Source organism: Microbulbifer mixtoriginis (SeqCode) (assembly GCF_052466715.1).
Genome location: NZ_CP174288.1, coordinates 4,065,937 through 4,090,572 on the forward strand (window position 1 = coordinate 4,065,937; position 24,636 = coordinate 4,090,572).

Genomic DNA, 24,636 nt, shown 5'->3' on the forward strand with positions numbered 1-24,636 from the left:
TATCAACCATAAAAACGTTCTATTTCTTTGCATCTTATTATGTGAAGAACGTCCTAAAAATACTAACCACTGATCAATTTCTTTTATTTCAAGAATAGCTAAAAACTAGAACTAAAGCTCTGCCAAGCTCCAGAGGACAGTCAAAGCTGCACCCAAGGCCAGCAAAATCAAATAAGCCCCTCCCAGAAAAGAGTATTTACATAAGGTAATAAGCCATCCCTGCTGATATATACGCTTTTGCATCCAAAATAGATAAATGGGGACCCAAATAATTAGCAGAAAAAACAGATTATCAAAAAGTGAAGAGATTACATTGTAATCAGAAAATTTTTCGCTTGCACTGTAAAACAGATTGGCAGTTAAAATACTTAAACAAATAAAAGCATGACTGTGCAGTGCAACAATCAAATGCTCCATATAAAGTCGACGTTTGAAGATATAAGCTACCCACAACATCATGGCGAAAATTGGCAACATGATTATTAAAGTAGAAGGCAAGGCTCCCAGAAATGCTTTCTTAAGTCGATTTGGATCTTCAGTGACTCGTTCTACATTTTTATGGGCACTGTCTACTTTTTTATTAACCCAACCTTCCAAAGAATCAGGAAGCCAGTCAATTTGAAAAAACTCTTCATCTATTTCGGTAATGGTTTCATTTAGTCCCGAAGCAATAGCATCCTTAGTGAAATATTCGGATTGCTTTGATGCCCCTGTAACTCCGTTTAGATTGACATTAACTTTATCTAGATCCGTATTCAGTTCGTCTAAATCTGTCTTAATTTCAATGCGTTCTTCAACAAGCTCAGATTCTACCTCCTCTAAATTGATGACCACCAAATTGTCTTCAGCATGTTTTTTTTGGAGGTCTTTTAAATTCTCAACAGCCTGATCAAGACCTCTTTCGGCAGACTCCGTATCCACAACTACAGATTTATTGCCACCAAAGTTAATAGCCCAGTCACTATTAATCTGAGTAACAAAAAAACTGGTGATACAAAGAAAAATGAACAACCTTACAGGACTTACATAGCGGACTCTACGACCTGAAAAATATTCAGTAGTTAAAAATCCAGGTCGAAAGAATAAGGACGGCACTGTTTTCCATGTACGCGAGTCAAATGCCAGTAGAGTGTCAAAAAAGTCTCCAATTATGGAGGAGAAATGACGCACCATCCCCTTGACCGGCTGACCACATTTGTAACAGTGAGGTCCCAAAAGTTCAGTTTCGCAGTTAGCACAACGATTTGATTTTAGAGCAGAATGATTTGCGGATGCCGTAGTACTCATTACCTATTACCCCTCGACATTTAAAATAAATTTCCGAATTACACAAAACGTATTTATGAGTCCAAGTCCCAATTAACGAGCTAAATTAAAAAAACCTCAACTAGTGAAAGTTCACTGATTAAAGCTTTCAAAAGGAATATAATTTCGTGAAAATTTACAGGCGCAGGTCAGGAAAAAATAGAAACGCGCCAATTTTAGGCGCGTTTTGCAAGGCTTTTGGCAGTAATTGCTGGGTATTAATTATCCAGTAGGAAACGAGCAATAGTTCTCAAGCCATGTCCCTTGGCACCAGCGGCCCAAAGGTCATTGGCACTTGGCTGGTAAGAGCCAGAGAGATCTATATGTACCCAGTTGCGGCCCTCCTCCGATACAAAACGAGCAAGGAAGGCCGCCGCAGTTGAAGCCCCAGGGCTACCGTCAGCGCCTATATTAGAAATATCGGCAAAGTTAGAAGGGGTCTGCTCCAGATGGAAGGGCTCCAGTGGCAAGCGCCAGGCCTTCTCATTTTCATGTGCTGCAGCATTCAGTACCTTCTGTGCCATTTCATCTTCAAAACTGAAGACTGAATTAAAGTCGCGGCCTACAGCCATTTTGGCAGCACCCGTCAGGGTAGCGGCATCCAAAACAAAGCGAGGCTTATCTTCCCCTGCGGCGAGTAGGCCATCCGCTAATACCAGACGCCCTTCCGCATCGGTATTCAGCACTTCAACGGTGACACCATTCTTGTATTCAATAATATCGCCCAACTTAAATGCGTGGCCGGAAACCAGGTTCTCCGCACAGCAAAGATACAGCTTCACTCTTTTTTCCAGACCACGCGCAATGGCCAGCGCGAGGCCTCCAGTCACCATAGCGGCACCGCCCATATCAGATTTCATGGTGGCCATGTTGCTTGAGGGCTTAATGCTGTAGCCACCGGAATCGAAGGTGATCCCTTTGCCCACCAGACAGATATCCACCTCAGCATCCGCATTGCCTGTAGGGTTGTAGTCGAGCTGTAACATGACCGGCTCGCGCACGCTACCACGGCCCACATTGTGGATACCAACAAAGCCATCGCGCAGCAAGTCATCCCCGGCCACTATGCGATAGTTAACTGCGCTCGGGGTAAGCTTCTGTAGCATTTCCGCCGCGCTCTCCGCCAGCACCCTGGGAGAAACATCATCCGGCGTGCCATTGGTAATCTCGCGGACCCAACACGCAGCATTTTTACGTGCTGCCAGTTCTTTTAGCTCGCCAGCATCCTCGCTGCCCCAGTGGATTTTATTATTGATACGTGGATTAAAATAACCGCCCCAGAAAGCCCAGCGACTTTCGATATCCCAACCCTCACCGCTGAGTATCACCTCATTGATTCCCATGCCATCGAGGCGCCGAGCCGCGCGTTGCGCCGCCACCAGTGCAGCACCTTTGGCCGCACCAATATGGATATGCGCTTCGCTGCCATTAAAACTGAGTAACGCCGCCTCGCCCCAGGGCTCTCCTGCAGTGCCTTCCACCAAATAAACGCGCATAGCTTTTGTCATACAACACCTTTTTTGAAACTTGTGTGCCAATTCTATTGGGATTCACGCTGTATTCTAACAGTACATCAAAAATACTCGACGATTGCGCCGCCACGATGACGGCGGATAAACTGTTAGAAAGAAACACAATAAACCTTCAGGAAGAAAAGTTTTTAGGGAAAATTCATGGCTGAATCCTGCCGCTACCATTCCAGTGCCGATGCATCCTGGCAGTGCCAACCCTGTCAGCGCAAATACTGTAGCGAATGTATCCCAGGCTCCAGTGCCAACTATCAGGGCCTTGGACCCGAGTGTCCGTTGTGTCGCGATCCAGCGGAGTATATCGGTGCCAGCAACAGTGCTAAGCCCTTTTGGCAGATGGGAATTTTTTATTTTCTCTACGCCTTAAAACCAGGTCCCCTGGCGATCATAGCACTGGCAGCTGCAGCCAGTTTGCTAATCTCAGGCCTGGGTCTTTTAGCAATCGTGGCCCTGGTGGGCATCGTTGCCCTGGTGAGCCGCTACAACTTGCTGGTTATCGAGCGGCTTGCCAGTGGCCAGTTGGAAGCTCTCGGAATTGGCGATGCCCTGGACGGTAATAGTGCATCGCTGTTCTTGAAAGTCATCGCTATGACCTTGATTGCCGGTTTTGTTGGTTACAAGCTCTTCTCTTTCGGTATGGGTGCCGTGCAGCTTTATGCTTTTGCCCTCTTCCTATTTGCGCCGGCAGCGATGATTGTACTGGCCCTTGAACACAGCCTGCGTGCGGCGATCAATCCACTTAAGTTACTACAATTCACTTTGATTATCGGCTGGCCCTACTGGCTGTTGTGGATTACCACCACTGCGGTTTCCGCCGCACCCAACCTGCTGATGGCCATTGCCATTGAAAAGCTACCCCCCTGGTCCCTGAGCCCGGTGATTGCAGCCACAACTACCTATTTCTATATCGTAACTAGCGCCATGATGGGTTACATCTGCCTGTCACGACAGCAAAAACTGGGTATTCAGGCCGAACTGGATGATGAAAGTACCTTTCTGGAAGAGGACGAATTCAACCGCGCACGCGCTTTGGCCGATGCACAGATTTTAATGCGCGAATCGAATCTTCCAGCCGCACGTCAGGCGCTGGTAGATGGCTTGCGCCGCTACCCCAATGATGAAGCCCTCAACGAACGCTACTACCGCTTGCTACTGGCAACCCAGGACCAAAAAGCCCTGCGGGAACTTGGCCCCCATTTACTGGATAAGTTCATACAACTCAACCGGCCACACAAAGCGGCGGAACTTTACCTGGCCACCGAGCCGGCCCCCCCTATTGTAAAACCCGAGCTTCGCCACACCCTAGCCAAGGTGCTCTATCAACAGCACAAATACCAGCTGGCGGCGCAATTATTGAACAATCTACACAAGGAAAGTTATCTACAGCTGGATGCGGCTTACCTGCTGCTGGCACAGGTATATATGGATGGGCTGAACCGCGAAGATCTGGCCAGGAAATTACTGCAATTCATTAGACAGAAATTCCCCAACAGCACTCTACGCAATCAAATCGATACTCTGTGGAAAGTACTAAATAGTTCAGAGAACACACACCAATAAATTCACAGGGTCAACGAGTCAGTAGCCTGTACCGATAGCACGCTTCCAGGAGAGGGTTGCGTGCTTTCTCTATCCGTTTATTCCACCCGGTAGAAAATTAGAAGCAATCTCACCAGTGCTTTAAAGCCCTATTCCATAGATAGAGGCAGCGGGCAAAGCCATTATAGATTTTGTTAAGACACCATCGCAGACCCGGTGTTTTTGACAACCTTGCTTTCCACTGTTCACTGGGAGAGTTCTCCCAAATCGCTATAAATGCTTCGTAACCCACTCGCAGGTGCCCCTGTGTATCAATCACGTGCAAGCGCTCTCGCACAAATTCCAGGTCCACATCGAGCTGCTGTGCTTTGGCATTATCAAGGTGAACATCTTCCCACTCTACACCGCAAGTGGTGTTTTTCTTCTTCTGAGCACGGATACCCGCATCGCATACCGGACAGGCAGAATTGTAGAAAACACGTACTTTTGTGGCCATACAGAATCTCTGTCTGTGGAGTTAACGAGGATGCTTGATATCTTTATGATCCACTAGTTCCCACGGCAACCCCTTATTACGGTAAATCCTCTTATTCTTATTGGGGTAGTCTGCCACATCATGATCCAGGCGCTGGCCCACTACGATACAGCGCAGATTATCGTTTCCGGTATTTTTCATCACATGGGGAAGGCCATTAGCCGGATATCCGATAAAGTCCCCTTCACCCACTATATAGTTTTCTTCGCCGATGAATACTGAAGCCTGCCCCTGCAGGATATAGACACATTCATCTTCAAATTTGTGGCAGTGATACTCTGTGGATTCGTACCCAGGCTCTATTTCAATAATGTGAAAGCCAAAGCCACTTATCCCGGTCATGTCTCCCAAGGATTTATTGCGGCGCACTGCATTCGGGTTGAGGAAATGCACCTTGTGCTCCCCCTCCATATCCAGGATTTGTTCTTTTTTAAGAATATATTTATTCATATGGCTCCCCTGCCAATTTGATCTTATGGATGCTCACTGGGACCTGTCTAACTGCCAATGTATCTTAATAAACAGGTTATTATCCTCTAGGGCTGTCCAGATATTTCCATCCCCTGGGTTAACGCCTTCATTTCCCGCGCACGCCCCTCCTCGCCCAGACGTCGGTAATAATTCACCAGAGTCATACCTAATTTGGGTATCAACGGGTGCTGTACTTTTTGCGCAATAAGCTTGTTCAAGAGTTCATCGAGCCAGGGCCAGTTTTTGGCTTCAGCAGCGCGGCGCGCCATCAGCAGGCAAGTTTTGGCAGTTAGGGCTCGAGGCTTCTGCGTAGTTTGCAGGTAACTGTAATAACCGGAGGAAATAATACGAGCATCAACTGTTGGGTTGGCCGCCTGGGTAAATAGCGCCAAATTGGCTCGGTGATACGCCTCACTATCGGGATTAATCGCGGTCAACTCGATAAGGCGCTGTATCAGCGGTAGGTGGTCGGGATACTGGCGTACTGCGGAGGCCGCAGCCTCTGCGGCTTCGAGCAGCTTGCCCTCTTCCTGGAATCGATCGATACGCGCCAGCGCGCTCTTTTGCGGGGATGGCAGCTCCTCTTCTTCTTGCGGCATCGCCTTTATCGGTGGTCGCCAGTAAATCAACAGTAAGGCCAGGACAAATCCAGCCAGCAAGCCGCCGGTATGGGCCCAATAGGCGATCCCGGCATCACCATATAAGTAGCCAAACACTTCCTTACCCAGCCACAGGGGCAACACCATCAGAGCCGGCGCACTGAACTCGCCAAACATAAATCCGACGGTGTAAAAAAAGCGCAAGCGCCGCACTCCGTATATAGCAACGAACATCCCCATAATCGCCGATACAGCGCCAGAAGCACCGACCATAGGTACATAACTACCCGATTCAACCAACATATGCAGGCTAGCCGCAGCCAAGCCACCGAGAAGATAAAGGGCGATAAACCAAAGCCCCCCCAGTGCCAGCTCAACCGATAAGCCAAACAGCAGCAAAAACACCATATTGCCAATCAGGTGATCCCAGCTGCCGTGTAAAAACATATGGCCTAAAAGTCCAGCCGCACTGGGCTCCGCCGGCGTCAGACCCAGGGCCATGCTGCTAATCTTGTCGCGCAGCCCGGCAAAATGCTGGCGCTGCTGTAACCACTGGGTTTGCCCCTCCTGTTCTAGCCGGGGTAGTAACCACTGGTGAAATTCCGTATTCCACAGTAGTTCCCGATAGACAAATTCCTCGCCCTCTACATCCATCTGCAGGCGCCACTCGGGATGCTCCTCATTGACATAAATCAGGAAGCGCTGCTCCTCCAGATCCGGTAAGTCACTGTCGAAGTAATACTCCTCAGCCTGCTGCCAGCGGGCATCGTCACCGCCTTGGTAGAACATAAATACCAGTAAGTTGGCGAGGATTAGCACAAAGCACATCAGAGGAGGTCGGCGCCAGTCTGGTTTATTCTGGATCGGGATTATCAGCACGGGCAGTTCCTTGTAGATATTGCACGAACGCCCAATAGCAAAACGCTGCAATAAAAATAACAGGGATGGGGCCGACATCACCGTCGGCCGCTTGGAAAATACTACGCCTGTTCACCGCAACTCAAGCCCGATGCTCTCCCTGGGCTACTACTTTCTCCCTGTGCGAGTAATCATTGCCGGTGCATCCCAACTGCGCAGGTGCAGATCCCGCTGTGGGAAAGGCACCTCGATACCCTTTTCACGAAATTCCCGCAACAGTTCTAAATTGTAAAGCGCATAGGAGTCACCCAGAGATGTGACCATGTTACTGTTCACCCATACCACCAGCTTAAAATTCAGCGCGCTATCGCCAAATTCCATCAGCCAGACTTCAGTTTTACGCTTCCAATCGGTATGAGTGATATTGACCCGCGAGGCGGCCTCCAGTGCAGCTTCCCGCACCAAGTCTGGATCGGAGGCATAGGAAACACCAAAGGACACATGAATACGACGCACCGGGTCATCGAGGGTATGGTTAATCACCCGTCCAGCGACAAACTCGGTATTCGGTACCAGGATATCCACATTGTCGCGGGTGGTGATACGGGTTGAACGCACATTGATATCGCGGATTCGGCCAAAAACACCGGACTCCAGCTCTACCAAGTCCCCAACCTTCAAGGGCCTTTCGAACAGCAAAATAAGCCCGGAAATGAAATTGGAAAAAATAGCCTGCAAGCCAAAACCAATACCTACAGATAGGGCTCCAGCCACCAGTGCCAGCTTGGAGGTATCCAGGCCGAGCATACTCAACACCACAATCAGGGCGACGCCGATATAGGTGTAGTGCAAAACGCGACTCAGGTTATACATGGAGGATTCGCTGGCGTGTTCCCTGCGTACCAGCCGGCGTAGGAAGGCGCGAGTCAGTACCGACAGCAACCAGGCGCAGACCAACACAAATGCCATCCTGGCAATCAGGCGCAACGTGATTGGGTTTTGCGCGATAGTAAACAGCTGGTAATCCGCCAGAGTGCGCCAGCGTTTGTATACCTGGCGGCCGGTCAGCGCCAAACGTTCGCGAACCGTGGCCCACCAGCCCTGGCGCTCGCGGTAAACTTCAAGTTGGGCCTTCTCATAACGCTGGATATCCTGCTCCAAGTCGTTGGCCCGCGCCAGACCACTGCCGATCCGTTCAAAGTAAGCCCACCAACGACTCAGATCGGCACTTTCCTCCTCATCGCGCCAAGCCACCACCTGCCTCTGTCGGATCGCCAGCTCCCGCGAAGTGCTATCGATCACCGCATTGGCATTCTCCAGCAGCTCGCGACTGACAACCAATGTCTCCTCGCCAGTTTCTGGATTCAATACGCGGTTGATGGATTGCAGTAACTCACTCTTGCGCTTACCCAGGTGTTCCTCTAAAAGGTCCACCTCCAGTTGCATCAGGGTGAGGTCCTTTTTCATATTGACGTCGGGATCAGTGGAGGGCTCGGTAGTGCTCTGGATACTGGTGCGAGTAGCGGCGATACGCTCAATTTTCTTATCGCTGTCGGTGATGGATTTCTCCAGCTTCTCGGCATCCTTCTCACTGAACTGCAGGTCGTCGAGCATACCGCGCAGCTTGGTTTCCGACAGTTCGATTTTTTCCTGCCAGGTGCCGAGAAACTCATTCACCGTATCCAGTTGCTCAATAATATTCAGGTGATTGATCTGCGCCAATAACAGCGCTTGTGCTGCTTGGTCTTCTTCCTCACCTTTGGCATCACGCAGCACAATTACCTGCTTGCGCAACTGCGCCAAGGATTGCGACCGGCTAGCGCGCAGCTGCCGCGCCTCTAGCTGCACACCACTCAGGCGGCGTTGACCGCGGCTAATGGCCGCATCAGCGCGGGCCCAGTCGAGTACGCTAGGGTTTTCCGGAAACTTCACCTCCGGCATCAACTCAACTTTTAAATATTCCTGACGCTTCTTCCAGGTGACCTCCACCCCCTCCAGGCTCTGGGTAATTTTTTTCGCCCCTTTTTGCAGCGCCTCATCCTCTTCAGGTAATTCTTGCTGCCACTCTTGCCAACCCTTTTTAATCGCCTGTAGCCACTCTCGTCGCTGCTCCGGTGATGCATTGCTCCAGCCGGTCCACCAATCTGCAGAAGGATCGGCAAACTCAGGCACCACCGCCTTGAATTCCTTGGGCTTGGAACCGGGTAACTGGGCACTAGCGGCCAGAGAGCAAAGGGCGAAAAAAATCAGGCAGAAGACGATCGGAAAAAAGTGGGAAAGTCGTTGCCCGGTGCGAGTCTTAGGCTTATCAGTAAAGAAGTAACCACCAACACCCAGCATAAAATACACATCTGTCCGTGAAGCAGTATCAGCAAGGGGAAGACCTTGCCCCTAGGGGCTTATTTCTTGAGTGTAGCCGAGAGCGGCCAGGCTCTCGGCTCTTCAACTTAAAGGGGCTCAGTAGCGTCTGCGCCCATAGCTGCGCATACAATTGAGGTATTGTCTGCGATAGGCGCGAGTACTAACCACAGATACTCTTCCAGGTCTATGCACACTTCTCACCAGATTGGCTGCTCTGGCCTTGCAAAACACTTCCCTACGGCCGAGATTTCTGTCAGGGCGGCGGACATTTCTCGAATGACGTAGCTGGCTGACATTGCGGGAGGATTCGTATTTAGGAGGATAGGCTCGGGTAGATTCGTAATTGGGCGGATAGGCACGCGGGTAAATTCTTACTTCGGGTGCTAGGGGATTGCGATTGTAATTGCGCCAATTGGCCGGAGGGGTAACCACCACAAATTGGTTGTCTTTAGGGTCAAACTCGAAGAAAGTGCCATTCCCCGCTCGCCGGTAATCCTTGCCACCGAGGTAAAAGGATGTGCCTGTTGGCACTTCCGGCACTCTAGCCCCGAGTGGTGGCTCCACACGGGTGTAACCATCCGGTCCCTGCCGGTAGAAATATCCATCTGCATAGAAATAAATTTCATTGTTGGCTTCGATAAGGCGCGCCCCGTCCAGAAGGGGCACCACCTGCGTCTCCGCGAGAGGTGCTGAGGCAATCGTCAGTAACAGCAGCGCAAGCAGGAAACGCATAAGACACCTCGACGAGCAAGTAAATGTCGCAGAAGTGTATTGTCATGGAACTCTGTTCCCCAATTTAATTAAAAGAGACTGGTGTCAATAATTCAGTCAGCCACCGCCAGAACACTGCTGTCATCTTTATCGCGCACCACCTCTGATAATATCTTCACCTCCTGCCCCGGCTGCAGGCGCTCGGCACCGCGCACGATAACCCGGTCGCCATCAGCGAGTTCACCGTAAACGGCTATCCACTCTCCATCACCGCTGCCAACACGAACCGACAAACGCTCCGCTTTATCCTCTTTATCCACACGGTAAACAAAGGTTTCGCCATTGCGTAACACCAAGGCGTCACGCGGAACTGCCATGGTGTCGCGGGCCTCAGACAGGGGGACTGCCACCTGTACCGGCATGCCCACTACCCAGTCCCACTGCTGTGAAGCCTTGCCGGGCAGCTGCACCATCAGCTTAACTCTGCGAGAGTTTTCGCTGGCCACAGGTACATACTGGCGCACATGACCGCTGATAATCCGTGCTTTGGCGCGCTCACTCTCGGAGAGGGACAAGGCATCGCTTCGCACCGAAATACTGTCGCCGGCACCAATCAGGGGCAGAGCAGCCAACGGAATATCTGCCTCCACCTCCAGCTGGGACATATCCAGCGCGCGCAACAGCTCGGAGCCGGTGCGGACATATTCCCCCGCCTGCAACTCGCGACTCACCACCAGGGTATCGAAGGGGGCGTCAATGTTGGTCTTACCAAGTTCATAGGCGCGCCTGTCCCGCTCAATCTGTGCGGCTAACAGATCCTGGGCCATCGCCTCGCGCTCGGCCTGCTGTTCCTCCAGCGCTGCACGGGAGGTGCTGTTGGTTTCCGCCAGTTTACTCAGTCGATGCAGCTGCGCGTCCAGGTAGGTGAGACGCGCCTTCAGCTGGGCAATACGACTTTCACTATTGCGCAACTGCAGGCGCCAATGGGTTCCATCCAACTGCGCCAGGCGCTCACCTTTTTTTACCAAGCTACCGGGCTCAGCAACAAACTCCAACACGCCATCCAGTTCAGAGGAAATACGTATATCGCGACGGCTCACCACCTCCCCGGCGGACCACTGGCTAGCTGCCATCTGGCGGGTCTCAGCCCGATCCACAGTGACCGCCACGGCGCCACTCTGGGCCAAAACCTGTCCCACAGAGGTGAGGGACAGGACAACTCCGGCAAGTAACTTTTTCATTGGGAACTCCTCAGGGCCAGTCTTTGACGCAAGCCGGTAAATTGCGGCACAGGCAGGCGACCGGTCTGTAACAGCGCCGGTAATAAAATCAAGGTAAACAGAGTACTGACCGCCATTCCACCGACAATCACGGCAGCCAGACCGCGGTAGATCACACTTCCTTCGCCCGGAGCTACCAACAGGGGCAACATGCCGAATACGCTGGTCAAGGTACTCATAAAGATCGGCCGCAGGCGCAGGCGCAACGCCTGCTCCACCGCCTCTACCCGACTGGCGCCCGCGCCTTCCGCTGAGCGGGTCTGGTGTACTAACAAGATGGCGTTATTCACTACCAACCCCAGCAGAATAACGAAACCTATCATGGTGAGAAGATCGAGGGGCTGGAAGCTGATCAGATTCAGCAACTGCAGTGCCAAGACCCCGCCGACAGTAGCCAGCGGTACGGTTAACAGCACCAGCCCAGCATCGCGCAGTGAGCGAAACAAAGCGCTCATCAGCAGGAACAGAATCAACAGCGCCAACAGGAAGTTCTGTGAAAGAGATACCAGAGCTTTATCCAAATCACTAGCGTTCCCTCCCACCAGAATACTGCCATCCTCGGGCAGAGCCTCGCGAATTTTCGGCAGCACCTCTTCCTCAAGCTGGGCACGTACTTCCTCTAGAGAGATGTCATCCGGTGGCACAATATTCAGGGTAATAGTGCGACGGCCATCTACTCTACGCAGATTGCCCGGGCCCACGGTGCGCTCCACACTCGCCAACTGGCTCAGCGATACCACCTCTCCACGGGGAGTGACCAACGGCGTATTCTGCAACTGTTCCGGTGTACTCCAAGGCTTGGCCTTGAAAATCATATCCAGGCGTTTTTCCCCGTCGAAGTATTCGCCCACATAGAGACCATTGCCGAGGGTGCGAATCAGCCCCCCCATATCCTGGCGGTTCCAACCCTGCTCCAGCATGGCGCGGTCGTTAGGGCGCACCGTCAGCTCTGGTTCAGACAGAGACAGACCCGGGTTAGTCTGCACTGGGGTGCCAGGCATCACCTCTTCCACCACTTCAACACCGCGGGCAGCCGCGCGCATTAATCCATCAGCATCGCGGGATTGCAGGTGCAGGGCGATATTGCGATCTCCACCAAAGCGGCTAAACAGGTTGCCCCTTGCGGCGAAGCCTTGAAAGTCGGGAATATCTACCAGGATCTCCTCACGCAACAGCGTCTCCATCTCCTTGGCCTGATCCATATCCTTAACACGCACGCCCATATTGCCGCCGCTGGGCCAGGTAATGATGTAGTAGTTTTTGAGAGCCGGCTCGCGCTCACCACTCATAAAGGGTGCCATGCGCCGGTCAAGTTCGTTGACGATATCCTTTTCGATAGTTTTGGTATTTGTAGCCGCGGGGAAATTCATCCATACATCCACCGCATCCCTTTTTACCGGCGGTAAATAATCGAGATTGGGTAATAGGAAATAAGTTGCGGCAATAGGCACCAGCAGAAAGCCACCGATCACCTGCCAGCGACGCGCACGGGTACCGGTCAGTGCCATAACCCGAGTGGCGATTTTCTCCCACACATGAGCCAGGCGATCCTCACTGGAAATCGAGGGCAGCCACAGTTTTGCCGCCAGTGGCACTATGGCAATAGCCGCCAACAGGGAAAATACCACTGCCACTGCAATCGTCAGAGCCAGATCACCAAAGACCTGTCCCTCGACACTGTTGAGGAAAAATACCGGCAGGAAGATCGCTACGGTAGTGGCAGTACTCGCCAGCAATGCACCCCAAACCTGACCGGCGCCCTGTTCCGAGGCCTCCTCTGGATTGCTGCCTTTTTCCCGCAGACGCACAATATTCTCCAACACCACAATTGCCGCATCGAGCACCATACCGGTAGCGAAAGCAAGGCCAGCAAGGGAAATCACATTGACACTGCGCCCAGCGGCGGACATGACAACGAAGGTGGATAAAAGGGAAATGGGAATAGCGGCTGCCACAATCAAAGTAGCGCGCATACGCCGCATAAACCACCAGAGCACCCCCACCGCCAGCAATATGCCCAAAATCATATTACCGCCAAGTAAATTGAGGGCGCGGTAAACGAATACCGAGGCATCGAAGGACTGCACCAGTACCAGCTGTTCGTTTTTCAGCTTGGTCTCATTCAGTTCCTCAACCTTCTGTTTTACCAGCTCCAGAGTGGCAAGCATATTGGCATCGTTTGCGCGGTTGATGCGCATAGAGACAGCCGGATTGCCATTTTGTGTAGCCACTCCGCGGGGCTCAGAGGGCCCTACACGCACCTCGGCAATATCACCGAGGCGCACCGGCTGGCCATCGCGCCACTCTAGCACCAGCTCGGATAAATCCGTCGGCTTGTACTCACCGACAAAACGCAGTGTGTAACGGCGACGCCCGACATCGGTAAAACCACCAGAAACATCTCTTGCCGAGGCCAACTGACGGCTGATCGCCGGCAACTGAATACCTAAATCGGCCGCTTTCCAAGGGTCGAAAATAACCTGCAGTTCCTCTTGCGCGGCACGACCGGATTGGGCCTCCACACTTGCCACACCCGGCACAGACTCCAGCTCCGGCCGCAAAACATCCTCAATCAGGCCGGTAAAGTCGTCGAGGTGGTTGGGATTTTCAGGCAGCTTCTGCAAAAAGAAATAAGTAAGTGCATTGGTACCACCGCCCCAACCACCTAGCATTACCCGCGGCGGTTCCGCATCTCGCGGCAGAGGCGGCAAGCTGCTCATACGGCTGATCACATCGATCAGCACCTTGTCCATGTCGGTGCCCATACTGAATTCGAGATTTACCCAAGCACCGCCACGGCCAGCATTGACCTCCATGGTTTCCAGGCCGGTGAGGCCCTGCAGAACCGATTCAATCGGCTCAACAATTTCTGCCTCCACCTCTTTCGGTGCGGCAGCACGCCAGCCCGCCTGGATAACAATACGCGGGCTTTCGATATCGGGGAAAAGCTGTACTGGTAAGCGGCTGGCAAGAAAAGCCCCCAGCAAGACGGCGAACACCACTACCACGCCGGCGGCAGCAGGATTTTTCAGTGCGGCTTTTGTCAGTGCCATTCCATAGGCCCTTAATTATATATTTACGGTTAGTGTGGCAGTGACCCAGACAAGTCCTGATCTATTTCACTGTCTCTGAAAAAACACTGGTGCAGAGATCGTAAACCTGCAGTTAGTATGTCGGTTCGCACCCGGTTTATTTTCTTGGAAAAAATACCATTTTTCTGGGAGTCATAGGCATTATTCCAGACACTCTAGCTCTGGGCCAATAACCGCACTTCCTGTGCCGTGCGATATGCCCGCGGCTGGAGAACAGCGGGCTAGGGAAAGGAAGATTAATGCAATAGGAGTTGCAAACAAGGCCGTTGCGACAAAGTGTCGGGAATATTCGATCAGGTTACTGAGTGAATTTTTATTTCCACTAGGCGCAAAAATACCTCAAAGAAAATGCTGCACTTTACTCTTATAGCTGCGGCTCATTTTCAGGCACTCGCCACTGTCCAACACCAGGTGATATTCACCATTAATATGCGCGCGAATTTCCCGTACACGGCTTAAATTTACGATAGTGGAGCGGTGAATACGCTGGAATAATTTTGGATCCAGCTGTTGCTCCAATTCCTTCATGGTAATGCGCATCACATGGGTTTCGCCCTGGGCGTGTACACACATATAGTCCCCGGCAGCGTCAATCCAATCGATTTCCCGTGCCGGTACAAGGGTGATCTTACCAGAGTCCTTCACGGCGATTTTGTCCGGGTAGGCGCTGCCGGCAAACTGGCCGCTGACCAGTTTCTGCTCCAGTGCCTCCGGAGATTCCTTGGTCAAATCCGCAACCGCCTCCAACAGCTGCTCGCGCTGTATAGCGATATCTGCCGTGGCCATTTTTTCCCGTGCGCGAGTCAGAGCCAGTTGCAGCCGCTCCTCTTCGATAGGTTTCAATACGTAATCTACCGCGTTGACCTCGAAGGCCTCCACCGCATACTGATCATAAGCCGTTACGAACACCACCTGGGGCAGTTTTTCCAGGGGTATTTGCTGCACCAGCTGCAGACCATTGACGCCTGGCATCTGAATATCCACAAACGCCACATCCGGGTTTAGCTGCAGAATAATTTCCAGAGCCTCGCGGCCGTTGCCGCACTCAGCGACTACATCGACACCGGACATATGCTCCAGGCGCAGGCGCAGGCCGCGACGTGCCAGGGGTTCATCATCGACAATTACTGCGGTCAGGTTTTCAACTGCACTCATCTCGTTATTCCTGTTCATAGGGAATGCGGATATTCACCGACAGCCCACCCTGTGGACGGTTGTGGAAACGCACTCTCTGATCATCGCCATACAGAGCACGCAAGCGCTCACAGGTATTGCGAATACCAACACCGTAACCTTTGCCTATCAGGCGCAACTCCTCTTCCGGCATACCCGGACCATTGTCGCTCACTTCGAGCAGTAACTCCCCTGCGAACACTCGCGCCTTGATATTGATCTCGCCACCGCTCTCCAGTTGAGAGATACCGTATTTAATTGCATTTTCCACCAGAGGTTGCAGTAGTAGGCTGGGCACCAATGCCTGGGGCGAATCGCCCTGCAGATCCAGCCGTACTCCAAGGCGATCGGCAAAGCGTACTTTCTCGATATCCAAATACAACATCAGGGCCTCCACTTCCTTGGCCAGGGTAACCTTTTGCATGGGATCATTATCGAGGGAATGACGCAAAAACTGAGACAAGCGTGTGACCATATTGTTGGCGGTGCGCCCATCGTTATCCAAGATCAGAGTGGAGATAGCGTTTAGCGTATTGAAGAGAAAGTGGGGATTCAGCTGGTAGCGCAGCATCTTTAACTGGGCCTGATGCGCCATGGATTCCGCACGTAGAGCCTTGGCCCGCTGGGTCTGTGAAGACCGATAATACTTGATGCCGTAATACAGTGCCGCCCAGGTGGTGAGAATCAGGAAGGAATAGGAAAACCAGTACATGGCCAGCACGGCCGGATGCTCATCGCTGTCCTTACCGTACAACCACAGGGAACCGCCAAACTTGATTGCCGCCCACACAGCGGCTGCACCAATCACAAGCAGTTGTGAACCAAAGAATCGAGTCGCCGGAGGCTTGTTCCAGAGGCGCTGAAAGCCGAAACGCATGGCTTCACTGAGAAATATCCCCGCGACAGTAGCTACAGCGATATAACCCGAGTGGATCCAGTGGTCCTTCACCCAGAAAAAGCTCCCGACAAAAGTCAGCAGTGTGTAGCCGGCCCAACCACTGATTTGCAGGGCCCAGTACTGGGACCTGTGGCTCGACAGGCGCTCTGAAAGCCACTGAAATGCTTTGTTTCCCATAATCTCCCGCTAGAGGCGTAAAAAAATAACGCCGATTTGACACTTTTGTATGGCTTCATACTAAATGGCGCCGATCGCCGGCGAAACACCAACCGGCGCAGCACAGGGACAAACTGCCGCATGACACACTGGTTATTCAAATCCGAACCCGATGAGTACAGCCTGCAAAACCTCGCCGCCGAAGCCAATGGCAGCGGTCGCTGGGATGGTATTCGAAATTACCAGGCGCGCAACTTCTTGCGCGATCAGGTCGCCGTGGGCGATGGGGTGCTGTTCTATCACAGCGCCTGCAAGCTGCCGGCGGTGGTGGGCACCGCCGAGGTAGTGCGCGCCGCCTATGCGGACCCGGCGCAATTCGACCCCGAGAGCAAGTACTTCGACCCCAAGGCCAGCGCCGATAGTCCGCGCTGGTTCTGTGTGGACCTGGCATGGCGCAGCGAATTCAAACGCCCGATACCCCTGGCAGAAATCAAGAAGGATCCACAGCTGGCGGAAATGGTACTGGTCAGGCAGGGGCGCTTGTCGATACAGCCGGTGCGCCAGGAAGAGTGGGATTACATCGTGAAATTGGGCGGGCAATAAAACCGGAAGCGAAAACTAGAACGGGGCGGTTACATACCACCCCGAAGTGATTTATCCCAGCTTACGATTGTTCGTCTCCACCGGGCTCGCCGCCCCTCTGGGTAGGGCTGCGCCCGACGTTGTACCAGTCCAGTTGACGAGTCAGTACCATAGTGCAGCCAAGCACCCCGAACACTAACAGCGAGCCCATCAACAGAGCGTAGTCCTCAGCGCTGAGCAAACCATACAAGAGTGCATATAGGGCGGCCAACAACCCGGCGAAACCCAGACCGCGCTGCCAACTGCGCAACACCGCGCTGGCATAAAAACCAATTAGGCCCACACAGGCTGCAGCGGAAATTATGTAGGCTTTGACGAAAGCGATATGCTCCGCCAGAGACAACAGCAGCAGGTAAAACAACGCCAATGCCAAGCCCACCAAGGCATACTGCACCGGATGCACTGCCAGGCGCTTGAGTATTTCAAATAGGAAGAAGGTGGCAAAGGTCAGGGTGATAAACAGCAATGCATATTTGATCGCGCGATCTGTTTTTAGGTACTGATCCACCGGATCGAGGAAGCTCACACCAAAGCGGCTGTTAATCAAGTTATTACAATGATCACTGCCCATACAGCGCTGCAGTATCTCCTCCAAGTTGGTGGCGAAAAAGCTGGTCTGCCATTCCGCAGTAAAGCCTTGATCATTTAAATCTCTACTACTCGGCAGGAAGTTGCCAAAGAAGCTCGGATGCGGCCAATCGGCCCTCATCATGACACGACTGTCACGACCCACCGGTACCAGGCTGAAGTGCTCGGTACCCTGTAGTTTGAGATCGAAGGAAAACGCCAGGGTTTGGCCGCCTTCCGAGTCCAACATTGGCAGCATAGCGTGCACACCATCACCGAGAATCGGTGCACGACTGCCCGGGGCAAATTCCAATGTCTGGTTGTTCAAGCGCAATTTCAGATCGTTGCGGATACCGCGAATATCGTTGATACCTACCGATAAGTAAGGCGTGCTAAAGCGGTACTGATCCAAATTCGCTCCCAAGCCCAGTTTCTCCGGCACTCGGAACAAGCCACTGACCTTGCTATCGCTGTGGTACAGAAGCGCCTCATAGATACCCCGAGCACGCCGCTCAGTTGTCAGGTCGGCATCGAAGACAAAGCGCTCGGGAAGGAAATACAAGTGGCCGCGCTCTTCCCGCTGCTCCTTGTGCCTCTCACCGGTTTTTTCATTGGTTATCCACTTCCAGTATTTCTTGACGTAGGGCACCACTAAAATAGGGCCGATAATTTGCTGGTTAAAGCTGGAACTGCGGGCAATATCCTTTAACACATCACTCTGGTAACGCTTTCGCTCACTGATCAGGCCATCGATCATGGTCAGTGGAATAAGAAGCAACAAAATCAAAACAGCAATAGCGCCCAATTTAAAAGCCAGGGCTCGGTTCATGGTTCAGACCTCGGTATCCAATTTCGATAACCTCAGTCTGATCTGCGAGTATGGATTGCCGATGGAGGCAATATGGAGAGTCTGGGGAGATTGTGTGGGGGCCAGTGGAAAGTAACCTTACCCATCAGGCTGCGGGCAAATTCAGACTGACCTCAACGCCACCAGGCACATTGCGGATCGACAGAGTACCGCCGTGTAACTCCGCCACCTCCTCAACAAAATTGAGTCCCAGTCCAGTACTCTTACGCCCGCCCCCAGGGCGCGGCAGCGAATAGAAGCGCTCAGTAAGGCGCCCTAGGGCATATTCCGGGATTGCCTCGCCCCGATTGAACAAGCACACCTTGACCCATTCTCCACAGCATTCGGCTTTGACGCGAATCAGGCCGCCATCCGGGGTAAAATCCAGCGCGTTGTCCAGTAGGTTGGCCAGGGCCTGCCGCAGCAGAAAGCGCTCACCGTACAGCTGCAGTGCCGGTGCCAGCTCTTGCTCCACATGCAGTTGGGCGGCACTGATACGAACTCGCTGAGCCTCGATTAGCTCCTCAACGAGCGGCGCCAGCGGTATCGCCACTCGCTCCTCCAGCCCCTGACGCTGCTCCACCTGGGCCAGATGCAGCAGCCGTTCGCTTAACTGCTGCAATCGCTCGGCCTCCCGCTGGATGTTGCCCACAAAACGCTGGTGCTGTTCGGTCGGCATATCACTATCGAGCAGTTCGGCGGCACCGCGAATGGCCGCCAATGGGCTCTTCAGTTCATGAGTCAGGGTGTGTACATAGCGCTCCACATAGTCCCTGCCCTCTAGTTCACTGCGCATCTGCTCTACCGCCACAGCCAACTGCCCCAACTCTCCACTGGGTAACTGCGGCGGTTTTACCCTGTGGCCCGCACTGGCAGCCTGGGCATAATCGGTTAGTTTCCCCAGAGCACGACTGAGCCACCAGGACAGAAGGGCGCCTACCAACAAGCCGAGCACAACCAGCCCCGCACCCTGCCAGATCAAACGATGCTGCGAACGCTCGATATAGGGCTGCAAGGTTTGATTGGGCTTGGCTACCGAAACCACGCCGATAATCTGTTCGCCATCGCGGATTGGCGCCGCCACATACATGACGGAAGAATCTGGATTATTGGGGTCTTCGCGGGTGGATCGGGCACCGTAATCGCCACGCAAGGTCAGATAAACATCGTTCCAACGGGAGTAGTCCCGCCCCACCGCGAGGCCACTGGAGTCAAGTAATACTGTACCGTTGGCATCGGTGACATAGATGCGGTGATTGACCTGGCTCTTGGTATACCCCCAGATACTCGCCTCCGGGCGGCGACGACCATAGGCTTTAAGCACTTCGGGTAAATGACTTTGAGCCAAGTTACCGGCGATCACCGGGTCGCGCAGGATTTCCGCCAATAGATTAGCGGTATCCACCAGGGTTTCCTCAGTGGACTGGCGCACGCCGGGGCGAATCTCATCCATCACCGTGCCCAATACAAACCAACCGGCCAGCCCTACAAACAGGAAATAGACGGCAAAAATGCGTATCCCGAGCGGCATATTATTGCTCCGGGCAACAACTATATCCGAGGCCGCGATGGGTTTGGATTGGCTTGGAGTCTGGCGCTATCTCGCGAATTTTTGCCCGCAGCCCTTTGATATGGCTGTCGACATTGCGCTCATACCCCACTTCCAAAGCCACCCCCAAAGCATCGAGCAATTGTGCACGGGAAAACACCCTTCCGGGCTGGGCCAGCAGGGTTTCCAATAGGCGGTACTCGTGGCGGGTCAGGGGCAATAACTGTTCGTGGAAGAGGATTTGGTAACTCGCCGAATCGATACGGAAAGGGCCTTTAGCCTCAGATAGCTTTACTCTCTCTGGGCGTGGCGCCACCCTTTTGAGGATGGCCTTGACCCGCGCTGCCACCTCGCGCGGGCTGAAAGGTTTCACTACATAATCATCAGCGCCAATTTCAAGCCCTACAACCCTGTCTATTTCCCCGTTGCGCGCAGTGAGAAAAATCACCGGCACTTCGGAGAAGCGTCGCAATTGTTTACAGGCTTCGAAGCCACTGATATCCGGCAGTCCCACATCCAGAATCACCAAGTCGAAAGACTCACTCTTCAGCAGTGCTAATGCCTCGCCGGCAAGCGCCAGCCAGTGAGTGGTAAAACCCTCGGCCTGCAGCGCATAAATCAGGGTATCGGCTATTGCGCCTTCGTCCTCGACGATCAATATTCTTGGCATGGAACCCTAAGCTCAAATTCCACCAGTGTATCTATTTTTGCCGCGCGGAAAGCGGTAACTCAAATAAAATCAGTAATTTCATCCAAGGGTTTTCTGCCGATAGCTGGCACCTGAGCACCTTCAGCGGGCAACCCAGCCACCAGAATCATATAGGGTTTTTCCTGTATAGGGCGACCAAGAATTTCATTGAGAAATTTCATTGGACTGGGGGTGTGCGTCAGGGTCGCCACACCGGCATTATGCAGGGCAGCAATCAATATGCCTGTGGCGATACCTACCGATTCTGCGGTGTAATAGTTTTTTAATCGCTCACCATTTTCCGCACTGGAAAACTTCTTCAGAAAAATTGCAATCAGGTAGGGCGCCGTTTCAAGAAAAGGCTTGTGCGCATCTGTGCCCAGGGGTTCCAATGCGTTGAGCCATTCCTCTGAGGCACGGCGCTGGTAAAACTCGCGCTCTTCCTCTTCCGCGGCCAGGCGAATACGTCGTTTAACCTCGGCATTTTCAACGACGACAAAATGCCACGGCTGCATATTGGCCCCGCTGGGAGCGCTACCGGCGGCACGCACGGCGTCTTCGATAACCTCGCGGGGCACAGGTTTAACTGAGAATTCCCTCACCGAGCGGCGCCGGCGCATCAAACGGAAAAAGTCCCCTGCGCGACGGCGCATCTCGTCATCGTCAAGGCAAGTAAAATCCAATGGCTGAAAGTTTTTATCGGGCTCCATAGCAAGCCCCTCACACCACGCCTTTGGTCTGCGCGATCAACACGCTGATCAACGACAGCAGGGTCAGCACCACCAGGAGCATGACGAACAACAACCAGGGGCGGAAGGGCTTGCGCTCCACTTGGTTGACCGCGCTTTGCAGATACTGATCGACCCGGGCCTGATCTTCCTCGGAGAGTCTCTTCTGGGAGATATTGGTCATTGGCTGTTTCGCTCTTTATTGTTTTCTCCCGAGTGTAGGAGAAAGCGAAAAGCGACTCCATAAAAAAAGCCCCGCAAGGCGAGGCTTTTTTAGAATCTACCGAGAGGGCTGTTAGAACAGTTCCTCTTCCAGATCCATCAGGGTGGCGCTACCGGCATTGACGCTGCTGGCGAGTGCCTGGGTGCGCGGCAGTAAGCGCGCAAAATAGAAGCGTGCAGTTTTCACTTGGCCCTTGTAGAAGCTGTCCGCCTCCTGCTTGTCCAGCGCTACTGCAACCACCTTGGCCCACATAAAGGCGTAAGCCACATAGCCAAACAGGTGCAGGTATTCCACCGAAGCCGCACCCGGCGCGTGGGGGTCTTCCTTGGTGGCTGCGATCATCTTCTCGGTGGCCTCGCGCAGGCGCTGCAACTCGACTGCCAGCGGCTGTACAAACTCCGCCATCGCCTCGCGATCAACCTGGCTTTCGATAAACTTCTGTACGTCCGCGGCAAATAGCTCGAACAGGGCGCCACCGCTGGCGACGGTTTTGCGGCCCACCAGGTCCAGTGCCTGAATACCGTTGGTGCCCTCGTAAATCTGAGTGATACGCACATCGCGCACCAGCTGCTCCTGGCCCCACTCGCGGATATAGCCGTGGCCGCCGAAGACCTGCTGGCCGATTACGGTGCAGTCGAGGCCCATATCGGTGGTGAAGGCTTTGGCCACAGGAGTCAGCAACGCTACCAGCGCCTCGGCGTTTTTCTTCTCTTCACCTTCGCCGAACTTGGAAATATCCAGCCACTGTGCCACGTAGGTGGATAGGGCGCGACCGCCGCCGACCAACGCTTTCTGGGTAAGCAGCATACGGCGCACATCGGGGTGCACGATAATCGGGTCAGCCGCTTTTTCCGGCTGCTGGGCACCAGCGGGAGAGCGGCTCTGGATACGATCACGGGCGTATTCCAGGGCGTTCTGGTAGGAGCGATCAGAAGCGCCTAGGCCCTGGATACCCACACCCAGGCGCTCGTAGTTCATCATGGTAAACATAGCGGCGAGGCCCTTGTTCTCCTCACCCACCAGCCAACCCTGAGCACCGTCGAAATTCATCGCACAAGTAGCGGAGGCTTTAATGCCCATCTTGTGTTCAATGGAACCACAATTAACGTTATTGTTCTCGCCGATGCTGCCGTCTTCGTTCACCTTGTACTTCGGCACCAGGAACAGGGAAATGCCTTTAGGGCCCTTGGGTGCGTCCGGCAACTTGGCCAGTACCAGGTGAATTATATTTTCGGACAAGTCCTGGTCACCGCCGGTGATAAAGATCTTGCTGCCGCTAATGCTGTAACTGCCGTCTTCGCGGGGCTCGGCCTTGGTGCGGATAATACCCAGGTCGGTGCCGGCGTGGGGCTCGGTCAGGTCCATGGCCCCGGCCCAGGTGCCCTCGTACATCTTGGGCAGGAATTTCTGTTTCAGCGCTTCACTGGCATGAGCATCGATCGCCAGACAGGCACCGTTGGTCAGTACCGGGTAGAGAGCGAAGGAGATATTGGAGGCGTTAATCATTTCCTCGACCTGAGCGCCCAGCATCTTCGGCATACCCATACCGCCGTACTCTGGGTTGCCCAACAGCGCGCCCCAGCCACCCTCACAGAAAGTGGCGTAGGCTTCTTTGAAGCCCGCAGGGGTAGTCACAACACCATCGTTCCAATCACAGCCCTCTTCGTCACCGCTGCGGTTAATCGGATCCAGGGTGTTGGAAGCCAACTTGGCCATCTCTTCGAGAATCGCATCTGCGGTCTCGCGATCCACAGCTCCGGCCAACCCGGGCAGTTCCGCCCAGAGTTTTTCCGCAGCAAATACTTCGTGCAGCAGGAAGTTCATCTCCCGCAGTGGCGCCTTGTAGTCGGCCATGCTCCCGGTCCTCATTCAGGTGTTTCAAACGCTTGTTTGAATCTAGGGCCGAAGGCGTACAAAGTCAACCGATTTGGGCCCTCTCGGGCCCGACTGAGAATGCTTTGATGAGGTGCTTTAGCTGGGTATCAGCGGGCGGATATCCAGGTGTTGCGCCGCTTCTCGGTAATCCCGCGTCTCGCTGTGGGGCAGCACACCGAGCAACGGGGCCGGCAGCAGGGCCTCAAGGGTGGCCAGGTTTTCCTCGGCCCGCGCCATGCCCGGACGGACGAAGTTGGCCACCCAACCTGCCAGAGGCAGCCCATCATGGCGAATCGCCTCAGCGGTCAGCAGTGCGTGGTTGATACAGCCGAGCTGCATACCCACCACCAGAATCACCGGGGTATTCAACTCCCGCGGCAGTTGCGAAAGAAAGGCTCTGGGACCCAGGGGTGTGCGCCAGCCGCCAGCCCCCTCGATTAACACCAGATCAGCGCCGGCACACATCACACCGCGGCAGACTCCAGCCATGCGCGATACGTTGAGCTGCTTACCCGCCTCTATGGCGGCGATATGGGGGGCGATTGCCGGTTCCAGTGCAAAAGGGTTCACCTGCTGGTAAGGCAGCTGCAGAGTCATGGCCTCCTGTAACAGCAAGGCATCCTCATTGCGCAGCCCATATTCAGTTTGCTCACAACCGGAGGCCACCGGTTTTACCGCTGCGGTTTGCAATCCCACATTCACGGCCGCTGTGAGTAGGGCCGCACTGACAAAGGTCTTGCCCACTTCGGTATCGGTACCGGCTACAAAATAACTTCTGCCCAAGACCAAGGCCTCCCCTATTCAAAAAGTTCAAATTTTTTCTTGTGGTGACTTTTCACGCCAGCCACTTGATGATAATTTAGTCGTGTAGCGCAGATTTTGAACAAATCAAGCCAAGCACTGATAACAAAGGCACGGGGCCGCGCTCACAAAATAATTCCCTCAAAAGGGGAAACTGCTCTGCAGGGACGCGGGAAATCTCGAAATAACTGAAAACATTCAAGCAGCTT

Annotated in this window: 20 protein-coding genes; 2 read left to right on the top strand and 18 right to left on the bottom strand. The window is 53.5% G+C overall.

Translation table 11 applies throughout. The annotated features are described in order from the left end of the window. Window positions 1-111: 111 nt before the first annotated feature. Together ACJJH9_RS18120 and pepB are read right to left on the bottom strand one after the other, a co-directional pair. Complete coding sequence (locus tag ACJJH9_RS18120; RefSeq protein ID WP_444923591.1) at window positions 112-1,287, bottom strand: DUF3667 domain-containing protein; 1,176 nt, start codon at window positions 1,285-1,287, stop codon at window positions 112-114. Window positions 1,288-1,523: 236 nt separating this feature from the next. Beyond that, on the bottom strand, window positions 1,524-2,813 hold the full coding sequence (gene pepB / locus ACJJH9_RS18125) for an aminopeptidase PepB (protein ID WP_444923592.1): 1,290 nt from the start codon (window positions 2,811-2,813) through the stop codon (window positions 1,524-1,526). Window positions 2,814-2,978: 165 nt separating this feature from the next. Between pepB and ACJJH9_RS18130 the strand changes: the two genes are divergently transcribed. After that, window positions 2,979-4,394 carry a hypothetical protein gene (locus ACJJH9_RS18130; protein WP_444923593.1) on the top strand — a complete coding sequence of 472 codons (1,416 nt, stop codon included), beginning with the start codon at window positions 2,979-2,981 and terminating at the stop codon, window positions 4,392-4,394. Between the two features lie 109 nt (window positions 4,395-4,503). Here the strand turns inward: ACJJH9_RS18130 and ACJJH9_RS18135 are convergent, their stop codons facing one another. From ACJJH9_RS18135 to ACJJH9_RS18175, 9 genes are all read right to left on the bottom strand, one after another. Further along, a complete protein-coding gene (locus tag ACJJH9_RS18135) occupies window positions 4,504-4,869 on the bottom strand; it encodes a thiol-disulfide oxidoreductase DCC family protein (protein ID WP_444883609.1) in 366 nt (121 codons plus the stop codon). Between the two features lie 21 nt (window positions 4,870-4,890). Beyond that, window positions 4,891-5,358 (bottom strand): cupin domain-containing protein, encoded by a 468-nt coding sequence (locus ACJJH9_RS18140; RefSeq protein ID WP_444923594.1) that lies wholly within the window; start codon window positions 5,356-5,358, stop codon window positions 4,891-4,893. A gap of 86 nt (window positions 5,359-5,444) precedes the next feature. Then, window positions 5,445-6,857 carry a rhomboid family intramembrane serine protease gene (locus tag ACJJH9_RS18145; protein ID WP_444923595.1) on the bottom strand — a complete coding sequence of 471 codons (1,413 nt, stop codon included), beginning with the start codon at window positions 6,855-6,857 and terminating at the stop codon, window positions 5,445-5,447. 147 nt (window positions 6,858-7,004) lie between these two features. Beyond that, the gene (locus tag ACJJH9_RS18150; protein ID WP_444925235.1) at window positions 7,005-9,176 is read right to left on the bottom strand and encodes a mechanosensitive ion channel family protein; all 2,172 of its coding nucleotides are present in this window, start codon (window positions 9,174-9,176) and stop codon (window positions 7,005-7,007) included. Window positions 9,177-9,293: 117 nt separating this feature from the next. After that, window positions 9,294-9,929, bottom strand: a complete 636-nt coding sequence (locus ACJJH9_RS18155; RefSeq protein ID WP_444887887.1) for a DUF6515 family protein — start codon at window positions 9,927-9,929, stop codon at window positions 9,294-9,296. A 92-nt stretch (window positions 9,930-10,021) separates the two neighbouring features. Continuing rightward, window positions 10,022-11,149 carry an efflux RND transporter periplasmic adaptor subunit gene (locus ACJJH9_RS18160; protein WP_444883605.1) on the bottom strand — a complete coding sequence of 376 codons (1,128 nt, stop codon included), beginning with the start codon at window positions 11,147-11,149 and terminating at the stop codon, window positions 10,022-10,024. Further along, window positions 11,146-14,241 carry an efflux RND transporter permease subunit gene (locus tag ACJJH9_RS18165; RefSeq protein WP_444923596.1) on the bottom strand — a complete coding sequence of 1,032 codons (3,096 nt, stop codon included), beginning with the start codon at window positions 14,239-14,241 and terminating at the stop codon, window positions 11,146-11,148. The genes ACJJH9_RS18160 and ACJJH9_RS18165 overlap by 4 nt, the downstream gene beginning before the upstream one ends. Before the next feature lie 378 nt (window positions 14,242-14,619). Further along, window positions 14,620-15,435: a LytR/AlgR family response regulator transcription factor gene (locus ACJJH9_RS18170; protein ID WP_252084319.1), complete on the bottom strand. Its 816-nt coding sequence runs from the start codon at window positions 15,433-15,435 to the stop codon at window positions 14,620-14,622. Between the two features lie 4 nt (window positions 15,436-15,439). Further along, a complete protein-coding gene (locus tag ACJJH9_RS18175; protein ID WP_444887884.1) occupies window positions 15,440-16,528 on the bottom strand; it encodes a sensor histidine kinase in 1,089 nt (362 codons plus the stop codon). 120 nt (window positions 16,529-16,648) lie between these two features. On the opposite strand from ACJJH9_RS18175, the gene ACJJH9_RS18180 reads away from it, so the two are divergent. Then, window positions 16,649-17,110, top strand: a complete 462-nt coding sequence (locus ACJJH9_RS18180) for an EVE domain-containing protein (protein WP_444923597.1) — start codon at window positions 16,649-16,651, stop codon at window positions 17,108-17,110. A gap of 61 nt (window positions 17,111-17,171) precedes the next feature. On the opposite strand, the gene creD is transcribed toward ACJJH9_RS18180, so the two are convergent. The 7 genes from creD to bioD all read right to left on the bottom strand — a co-directional run bounded on the left by creD (window position 17,172) and on the right by bioD (window position 24,415). Next, on the bottom strand, window positions 17,172-18,545 hold the full coding sequence (gene creD, locus ACJJH9_RS18185) for a cell envelope integrity protein CreD (RefSeq protein WP_444923598.1): 1,374 nt from the start codon (window positions 18,543-18,545) through the stop codon (window positions 17,172-17,174). Between the two features lie 124 nt (window positions 18,546-18,669). Next, entirely contained in the window at window positions 18,670-20,094 is a 1,425-nt protein-coding gene (gene creC / locus ACJJH9_RS18190; protein ID WP_444899200.1) for a two-component system sensor histidine kinase CreC, read from the bottom strand. Window position 20,095: 1 nt separating this feature from the next. Beyond that, a complete protein-coding gene (gene creB, locus ACJJH9_RS18195) occupies window positions 20,096-20,782 on the bottom strand; it encodes a two-component system response regulator CreB (protein ID WP_444923599.1) in 687 nt (228 codons plus the stop codon). A gap of 59 nt (window positions 20,783-20,841) precedes the next feature. After that, window positions 20,842-21,510, bottom strand: coding sequence for a nitroreductase family protein (locus ACJJH9_RS18200; protein WP_444923600.1), 669 nt, complete (start codon window positions 21,508-21,510; stop codon window positions 20,842-20,844). A 10-nt stretch (window positions 21,511-21,520) separates the two neighbouring features. Continuing rightward, a complete protein-coding gene (locus ACJJH9_RS18205) occupies window positions 21,521-21,712 on the bottom strand; it encodes a DUF3094 family protein (RefSeq protein ID WP_252084312.1) in 192 nt (63 codons plus the stop codon). Window positions 21,713-21,823: 111 nt separating this feature from the next. Beyond that, window positions 21,824-23,605, bottom strand: coding sequence for an acyl-CoA dehydrogenase C-terminal domain-containing protein (locus tag ACJJH9_RS18210; protein ID WP_444923601.1), 1,782 nt, complete (start codon window positions 23,603-23,605; stop codon window positions 21,824-21,826). 117 nt (window positions 23,606-23,722) lie between these two features. Continuing rightward, window positions 23,723-24,415 (bottom strand): dethiobiotin synthase, encoded by a 693-nt coding sequence (gene bioD, locus ACJJH9_RS18215; RefSeq protein ID WP_444923602.1) that lies wholly within the window; start codon window positions 24,413-24,415, stop codon window positions 23,723-23,725. Window positions 24,416-24,636 lie beyond the last annotated feature (221 nt).